We start from the raw sequence: 7,674 nt of genomic DNA, 5'->3' as shown, positions 1-7,674 counted from the left end.
TCCTCAAGGAATCCGAGGGACTTGTGGAGCGCCCGTTGCGTTGAGAGGCGCACGGCGGGTGCGGGAAGCGGTCCGGAGAAACGGACCGGCCGAAAGGCCGGAACCGCGCTCCGGGCCGACTTCACGGCGCGGAACTGTCCGATACCGGCTTCGACTTCTGCGCGTTGTCGAGGTTCCGTGCCCGGCTGGCCGAGAACGGGATGGAACGGGTCGTCTTCGACCGGCTGCTGGAACACTGCCGCGAAGCCGGGCTGGTCAAGGCCGGCGGCAAGAAACGCACCGACTCCACCCATGTGATCAGCGCGGTCCGCGATCTGAACCGCACCGAGCTGGCCGGGGAGAGTGTGCGGGCGGCACTGGAAGCACTGGCGGTGGCGGCGCCGTCCTGGCTGGCCTCGGTGATCGACGTCGCCGAGTTCGCCGAACGCTACGGGCCGCGCGTCGATGGCTGGACGATGCCGTCATCGAAGACCAAGCGGGATCACCTGGCCCAGATATTCGGCCAGGACGCTCTGGTGCTGTGCCGGGCCGCCTGGTCCCACAACACCCCGGTGTGGATCCGCGAGGTCGAGGCGGTCACCCTGCTGAGGCAGGTCCTCGTGCAGACATACACCGTCCGCGCCGATGCCCGGGGACGGGAGGTGGTCAGCAAGCGGGACGCCGACAGTGACGGTGTCCCGCCCGGCAGTACCCGCCTGGCCTCCCCCTACGACTCCGACGCCCGCTGGTCCGCCAAGGGCGATGACCTCTTCTGGTGCGGCTACAAGATCCATCTCACCGAGACGTGTCACGCTCCGGCCGAAGCCGAAGCCGAAGGCTGTCTCCGTGTTGTCCCGGCACCGAACCTGATCACCGACGTGCACACCACTGACGCCACTGTGCCCGATGTGAAGGCTACCGAGCCGATCCAGAAGAACCTCGCCGAACACGAGGTGAAGCCCGCCGAGCACTACCTTGACTCCGGCTACCCCTCGGCCGACCTGATCACTGCCGCTGCCGGGCAGGGCATCGCCATGATCACCCCGCTCCTGGCCGACCACTCGCCTCAGGCCAAGGCCGCCGAGGGCTTCGAGAGGAGTGCCTTCCGCATCGACTGGAAGGCCCGCCAGGTCCGCTGCCCCGAAGGCTCCACCAGTGCCGGCTGGTATCCGGTCACTCAGCGCGGCAAGGACGCCATCGTGATCGAATTCTCCCGCGCCGACTGCCGCCCTTGCCCCTCCCGCGACAAGTGCACCAGCTCCGTCCGCGGCACCCGCATGCTCACCCTGCGACCCCGTGAACTCCACGAACGCACCGTCGCGGCCCGTGCCGAGCAGAACACCGAGTCCTGGAGGGCCAAATACGCCCTCCGCGCGGGCGTCGAGGGCACCGTCAACCAGGCCCTCGACGTCACCGGCGTCCGCCGGGCCCGCTACCGCGGCCTGCCGAAAGTCCGCCTTCAACACGCCTTCTCCGCCACCGCACTCAACGTGGTCCGGCTCGACGCCTGGTGGACCACCGACCCACTACGCAAACCCCGCACCAGCAGACTCGAACGCCTCAGCTACCGACTCACCAGCTGACGAATTCAGCAACAGAGCCCACCGCTCCCACAAAGGCCTGAACAACCGGGCCGAGAACTCCCACCAACCCACCCGACAACGGGAACGAGCGATGAAGGGCTTCCGCTCCGTCGCAGGAGCCCAACGATTCCTGGGAGCGTTCAGCCTCATCTCCCCGCACCTCCGGCCCCGCCGCCATCTGATGACAGTCCGTGACTACCGAGACGAGATGAAGGACCGCTTCACCGTGTGGAACGAGGTCACCGGCGTGTCCGCCGCCGTCTGAACCACCGCGGGTCCCACGGCCAGGCACATCCTGATCCCCAGCGCGCACTCACAGCTCCCACCAAGTCGACAACGCCGTTCGTCTTCCTGCTCGACGACGTCCGTGCCGAGGAGTTCGCCGCGGGGATCATGGATCCCGACCTCGTCGTCAGTGTGGAGGGTGACTTCCTCACGGTCGCACTTGACCTCGATGTCTGGCGACCCGAGGCGATCGGACGCCCGCAGGCCTCCTGACTCCTGGCCATACAGAACCTGGTTCGGGTCGTCGGGCCGGACCGGTACCTGGGCCGCCGGCATGTCTGTGTGCACGCTGCTCGCCGACTCCGTCAGGAGGTTGGGAAAGGCTCACTTGGGTGGCCCACCTCAGGACGGCACCCTGCATAACGGCTCGCTCGCTCACCCGCCCCGGACAGCACTTCGCCCCGCCGTGGAGCGACGAGGCGAAGCAAGCAGGATCCGAGCCGGCCAACCAGCGCCTACCCGCACACGGGGAGGAAGTCGCCGAAGGGCTCGCCTGCGTGACTAGGTCGGCTTGTTGTTCTCGATCAGGAGGATCGTCAGCTCCGCGCGATGCTTGGCCGACATGTTCGTCCAGATCGCGTCGAACATCGCCTTCGGGTCCTGCCACGGCACCGGCGTCGTGTCCGTTCCCCTCGCATGGGGCGGGATGACACCCTCCGCATCACGCTCCTGAACCGGCGCCTCCGCAGCCGGCGGCGGGGGAGTCGGGGTCACCCAAACCTGCTCAGCAGCAGGAGCAGGAGCCAGAGAACGGGTCGGAGCCGACGCCGACGCCGCAGTCGACGGCTCCACAGACGCGGCCGCCGGAAGGCTTTCCGCGTCCCGACTTTTGTCCGCGGACAAAAGTCGGGCTGGTTCCTGGTTCCCCTGGGCAGCGTCCGGAACTCCCCCGGCGATCTCTGCCGCTGGCTCCTCCCGTACCGGTGCGGACTCCTGCACGCCACGCAGTATCTCCCGCTGCGCCGCCCTGACCTGGGCTTCCTGGGCCTTGTTCTCCTGGAGGAACTCCAGGAGCTCGGCCGCGTCCGCACCGGGACGGTCCTTCGCCGCTCGGGCCAGGAGCCGGCCGTCCCGCTCGGGCAGGTCCCCCGAGCTGAGCATGCTCTGGATCTCCTCGGGGAGTTCCAGCAGCACCAGCTGGTTGGTGACCCAGGACGGTGACCGGCCCAGCCGCTCCGCGGCACGCGACTTGGCCCCGTGCTCCCGCCCGTTCTCCGCGCAGGTGTCGACGAGCTGCTGCACACCACGGGCGCGCTCGACCACGTTGAAGTCCTCGCGTTCGAGGTTCTCGGCGAGGAGGTGGTCGATGAAGTCCGCGCGGGAGGCCGCCAGGTCGTCGCGTACGACGAAGTCCAGCGTCTCCAGCCCGACGTGCAGCGCGCTGCGGAAGCGGCGCTCGCCGTTGATGAGTACGTACGAGGCCGACCCGATCCGCGACTCGTGGTCGGGCCACAACCCGAGGTACGCGCTCCGGCTGGCCACGACGCAGGCAGAGAGCTGCGCGTGCCTCAGTTCCTCGCCGAAGCGGGTCTTCTCCTCGTCCGTGCCGAAGTTCCGACGCGGGTTGAGAGGGCTCGCGGATACCTGGTCCAGCGGGACCCGGAGCAGTTCGTACGCCGGCAGGTCGCCCTGGGCGATCGCCTTGGCACGTCCCCGTTCACTCCGGCCGCCACTGCGGCGGGCGTTGCTGAACGCCGCGCCGGTACCGAGGAGGTCGCTCTTGCTCATACCGCGATCCTCCGGGCGATCTCGCGCATAGCGTCGGACTGCTCGCAGTCAGGCGCGTAGTGCAGCAAGGGCAGCTTGACGCGTACAGCCTCCCGCTGTTCCTTCAGGTCACCGATGACGGTGATCACCGGCGGGTCGCCGAATTCCTTCCAACTGTTGAGGGAGGAGGTGACGACGAAGCCCTTGCGGCTGTCGTACAGGTTCACGACGAAGCCGAGCTGCGCGATCTCGATGTCCAGGTCGTCGATCAGGTCTTCGAGCTGCTCGCTGAGCATGTCGTACGCGTCGGCCGACGTGTCCTCGGCCTGCACCGGAACGATGATGCCGGAGGTCTTCGGGGCCTCGGCCTCGCGGGTGCGGGCGTAGTAGAGCGCCGTGTCCATGGTGTAGCCGAGACTCGGAGGGCAGTCGACGACGATGTAGTCGAACTCCTTCTCCAGCTCCTCCAAGGCCTTCTCCAGGGCGGTTTCCTTCGTCCGCACGTGGCGGGTGGTGGCCAGGCGCGCGTCCAGGAGGAAGGCGTCCTTACACGACGGCAGCAGGAACAGACGGCCGGCGAACAACCCGTGCTCGATGGGTACCAGCAGGTCCCGTACCCGGCCCTCGATCTCCCCCAGCATGTGCTTGGCGAGGCTCGGCTCCTTGATACCCAGCATCTGTGCGCCCAAGTGCCTGGTGAGGTGGCCCTGAGGGTCGAAGTCGATCACGCAGACCTGAGCGCCCGTCTCGGCAAGGGCCTGGGAAAGACCGTTGCTGATGGCGCTCTTGCCCACACCGCCCTTCTGGTTGCAGACCACGATCCGGCGCGCGCCCTCATGAGACGGACGACAGCGCTTGGCGGGGGAGGGGTGAGTGTCCAGCCACAACCGGATCGACTGCGCGACACCCTGGTTGTACGGGACCTCCCGAGCCCGGCAGTCCTCTTTGAAGTCCGAGTAGAGGCCTGTGGGCAGGTAGGTGGAGAACGAGGAGGCGCCCGAAGTGTCCACAGGCGTCGCTGCGGAGGCATCGGCACGCCAGGCATGGACGCCTTCGGTGACGGCGTCCTGGATGTCCACACCCAACTGGGCTGCGCGGACCTTGAGTTCCTGCCGCAGGGACGCCGGCAGCTTGGCGACTACCTTTTCCCTGACTTCCGGATCGTATGGAGCGGTCATGCGGGTACCTTACTAACCTTCAAGCAAGAAGGCGAAGAGGCGCACCGAACACAGCCCGGTCTGGTATCGCATCAGTTGTCCTTGAATGCCCCGTGAGGCGCCTCCTCTCGCCGCCTGCCTGCCTGCCGACCGACTGACCTGGCTGCCTGGCAACGGATGGAGCTCGTACAGGGTTCTTGCCCTTCATCGACCGCGGATCGGATATCCCAGGGGCCGGCCCCTGGACCCCGCCAGGGGCCGGCCCCCCTGGACGGGCCTCAGCATGGGGGGCTACTCGCCCCCCAGACCCCCTCGCCAGGCGCTTGGGCGCCCTGGACCCGCTCCCCCTCATGGCCTGCCCCAGCTCCCTGAGGGTCGCTGGTGCACCCCTCGGGCGCTGGGCGCCCTCACTGGCCACGAGGGCCTGCATAAAGGGTGGTTCATGCCTGATGGGGCTGAGGAGGGGGTGCGGACCCGGTCGATCACCAACAGCCGGTCCTCGGGTTCCTGTCCTTGGTTCAGGTTCGACAAGGGTCAGCAAGAGTCATCCGGGAGGTGTGTCGTCACGTCAAGAAGGCAGCTGCGCAAGCCTGAACCGGGCACAGACCCGCTGTGGTGGACCTGGTGGTCACGTTGCTCTTTTATAAGAGGGCGCGGCCTCCGCGCGCCTCTGACCTGCATGTTTGTCGAGAGGTATGTGTCCCCCAGGACACATTTGGTCTCCCGAAATGTGTACCTGGCGAGCACATTTCGTGAAAAACTCAAGCAGCCGTGTACTTTCTGGAGCGTGCAGAGCGCTTCGGATCGTCGCAGGTCAGGGCTGTGGGCTAAGGCCTCGGTGGAGTCGTCCACGCCCCCTGAAGGCCCTCGAAATGTGCCGGCATCACGACAATCGAACTCAAGGAGTCGTGTACTTTTGGCGCTGGACCGCTGAGTAACTTCACGTGGCGTGTACTTTTGGCGCCTGTCTCGAACACCCCCTGGCCCAGAGGCCTCTCTCGGCGCGCCGCCCGGGCAAAAGACAAGCACACGTTGATTTTTTGGATAGTCTCGGACCGCCTGAGTAACAAGGAGGTTCTGTGACATCTGATCCGCCCGCTCGTCGTCGACAGCGCGGGCCCAGGCCTGTTCCGGTCCCCTCGGTCGCAGGGGACGATGCCGAGTACGGAGACATCCTGGCCGTACTCGGTCAGCAACTGGGGGAGAAGGTCGCCGAAGCCGCCGACCCCAGCGGTCGACGTCGGCTCACGGGAGTCCACTTCGAGTACGCGGCCGACCCGAAGACCGTTCACGACATGGCCGGCGGCGCCGGCTACAGCCTGGCCAGCAACTGGTTCACCCAGCTGCTGGCGCAGCTGGCCGTCGCGAACAGCATCACCAAGTCCCAGCTGTGCGTGTTCCTCTTCGTCGCCGGTGGGCAGATGCCGGGGACCGGACTCACTCAGTACACCCAGCAGGAGATCACGGACGGACTGAACAAGGTTGCCGCGCAGAAGGGCGGCAAAATGATCACGCGTTCCACGGTCAACCGTGCCGTGCAGGCGCTGTGCGGCTACAACTGGGTGGAGAAGGCCGGCAACGGCCGGATCCAGATCAACGTCCGTCTGTGGTTCCACGGCAACAGCACGGCCCAGCACGAAGTACTCGCCGAGATCGCCGACCGGCACGAACACGACGCGGAGGCGTTTCCGTACGCGGTGGGACCGGAAGGCGCCCATCAGGAGGAACTTGACCTCGGCTTCGCGGTCGAAGAGAACGTTCGCGGAAGGAGGCGTACCGGGTGATAGTTCAGCCAGGGTTCTCTACCGGCGCCCGCTCACGAGGAAGGCTGTCCCATGGCTAACGTCATGTCTCCGATCATCGCGGAGCGCATCTGGGCCCTGCCGTTGTCAGGGTCCGCCGTCAAGTTCCTCCAGTACCTCGTCTCCCGCAGCGACTTCGGGGGAGCGCTGCCGGTCCGCCAGAAGGACATGGCGGCCGAGTACGGGGTCACCCCCCAGGCGGTCAGCGGGCTCATGGCGCCTCTGTGCGAGCTGAACATCGTGCTCAGACCGCGTAGCGAGGAACGCAACGGTAACTCCTACCGACTCCACCCGCTCGCGGCGAAGTACGAGAGCCCCGAGATGATGGCGGCCGCGTTCCGCACGGCCCTCGTCCGCATTCAGGCCGGGGATCTCCCCAACCTGAAGCTGCCGACGTACCACCAGGCCCCGCCGGCCCCGACGGGCCGCCCGAAGCTCCAGGTCGCCTGACCTGGGCGGGAGTCAGAGCAAGACGAACGGCGTTGTCAACTTGGTGGGAGCTGTGAGTGCGCGCTGGGGATCAGGATGTGCCTGGCCGTGGGACCCGCGGTGGTTCAGACGGCGGCGGACACGCCGGTGACCTCGTTCCACACGGTGAAGCGGTCCTTCATCTCGTCTCGGTAGTCACGGACTGTCATCAGATGGCGGCGGGGCCGGAGGTGCGGGGAGATGAGGCTGAACGCTGCCAGGAATCGTTGGGCTCCTGCGACGGAGCGGAAGCCCTTCATCGCTCGTTCCCGTTGTCGGGTGGGTTGGTGGGAGTTCTCGGCCCGGTTGTTCAGGCCTTTGTGGGAGCGGTGATCGATGGAGGACATGCCCAGCCCGCGCAGGGCGGACCCGTAGGAGCGGAGCTTGTCGGTGACCACCACCCGGGGCGCAGAGGCGGTCTTCTTGCGTAGTTTCTTGAAGAACTTCCTGGCCGCGGCCGTGTCCCGCTTGCTGTGGACCAGGACGTCCAGCGCGTTGCCGTCGGCGTCGACGGCCCGCCACAGGTACCTGTACTCGCCCTGGACTTTAATGAAGACCTCGTCCAGCGCTGGGTGTGGAGAGCATCGGCGGTGACCACGGTGCCGGTCAGGTCGAAAGGGTCCAACAGCGAGGCGAACGCAGTTATTTCATTGGTTTTGTCCGGCACCCTCAGCTGACTGACGGTGCGGCCCG

Annotated in this window: 6 protein-coding genes and 2 pseudogenes; 4 read left to right on the top strand and 4 right to left on the bottom strand. The window is 66.8% G+C overall.

All coding sequences use genetic code 11. The features are described 5' to 3' along the window. Positions 1 to 164: 164 nt before the first annotated feature. Positions 165 to 1,562, top strand: a complete 1,398-nt coding sequence (locus tag OTB19_RS40875; RefSeq protein WP_267803935.1) for a transposase — start codon at positions 165 to 167, stop codon at positions 1,560 to 1,562. 19 nt (positions 1,563 to 1,581) lie between these two features. Next, positions 1,582 to 1,827: pseudogene (locus OTB19_RS40870) on the top strand (DDE-type integrase/transposase/recombinase); the annotation flags it as partial. On the opposite strand, the gene OTB19_RS40865 reads toward OTB19_RS40870, so the two are convergent. The 3 genes from OTB19_RS40865 to OTB19_RS40855 form a co-directional block, all read right to left on the bottom strand. Beyond that, a complete protein-coding gene (locus OTB19_RS40865; RefSeq protein ID WP_267803934.1) occupies positions 1,758 to 2,135 on the bottom strand; it encodes a hypothetical protein in 378 nt (125 codons plus the stop codon). The pseudogene OTB19_RS40870 and the gene OTB19_RS40865 overlap by 70 nt on opposite strands. A 213-nt stretch (positions 2,136 to 2,348) precedes the next feature. Next, positions 2,349 to 3,575, bottom strand: coding sequence for a ParB/RepB/Spo0J family partition protein (locus OTB19_RS40860; protein ID WP_267803933.1), 1,227 nt, complete (start codon positions 3,573 to 3,575; stop codon positions 2,349 to 2,351). Continuing rightward, positions 3,572 to 4,732: a ParA family protein gene (locus OTB19_RS40855; protein WP_267803932.1), complete on the bottom strand. Its 1,161-nt coding sequence runs from the start codon at positions 4,730 to 4,732 to the stop codon at positions 3,572 to 3,574. Before OTB19_RS40855 ends, OTB19_RS40860 begins: the two co-directional genes overlap by 4 nt. A gap of 1,058 nt (positions 4,733 to 5,790) precedes the next feature. Here OTB19_RS40855 and OTB19_RS40850 point away from each other — a divergent pair. Continuing rightward, a complete protein-coding gene (locus tag OTB19_RS40850) occupies positions 5,791 to 6,495 on the top strand; it encodes a hypothetical protein (protein WP_267803931.1) in 705 nt (234 codons plus the stop codon). Positions 6,496 to 6,546: 51 nt separating this feature from the next. Beyond that, positions 6,547 to 6,963, top strand: coding sequence for a hypothetical protein (locus OTB19_RS40845; protein WP_267803930.1), 417 nt, complete (start codon positions 6,547 to 6,549; stop codon positions 6,961 to 6,963). Between the two features lie 104 nt (positions 6,964 to 7,067). Here the strand turns inward: OTB19_RS40845 and OTB19_RS40840 are convergent. Beyond that, positions 7,068 to 7,571 (bottom strand): annotated as a pseudogene (locus OTB19_RS40840) (IS6 family transposase); the annotation flags it as partial. Between the last annotated feature and the right edge of the window lie 103 nt (positions 7,572 to 7,674).

The sequence above is a fragment of the Streptomyces sp. H27-H5 genome (assembly GCF_026627505.1).
In the GTDB taxonomy this organism is placed as follows: Bacteria; Actinomycetota; Actinomycetes; order Streptomycetales; family Streptomycetaceae; genus Streptomyces.
The sequence above is the reverse complement of the archived record's forward strand: the minus strand, read 5'-3'. Positions and strand labels throughout refer to the sequence as shown.

Bases quoted from the DNA above. Each gene is read 5' to 3' on its own strand.
- OTB19_RS40860 (WP_267803933.1), bottom strand. From the start codon at position 3,575: ATGAGCAAGAGCGACCTCCTCGGTACCGGCGCGGCGTTCAGCAACGCC.
- OTB19_RS40855 (WP_267803932.1), bottom strand. From the start codon at position 4,732: ATGACCGCTCCATACGATCCGGAAGTCAGGGAAAAGGTAGTCGCCAAG.
- OTB19_RS40845 (WP_267803930.1), top strand. From the start codon at position 6,547: ATGGCTAACGTCATGTCTCCGATCATCGCGGAGCGCATCTGGGCCCTG.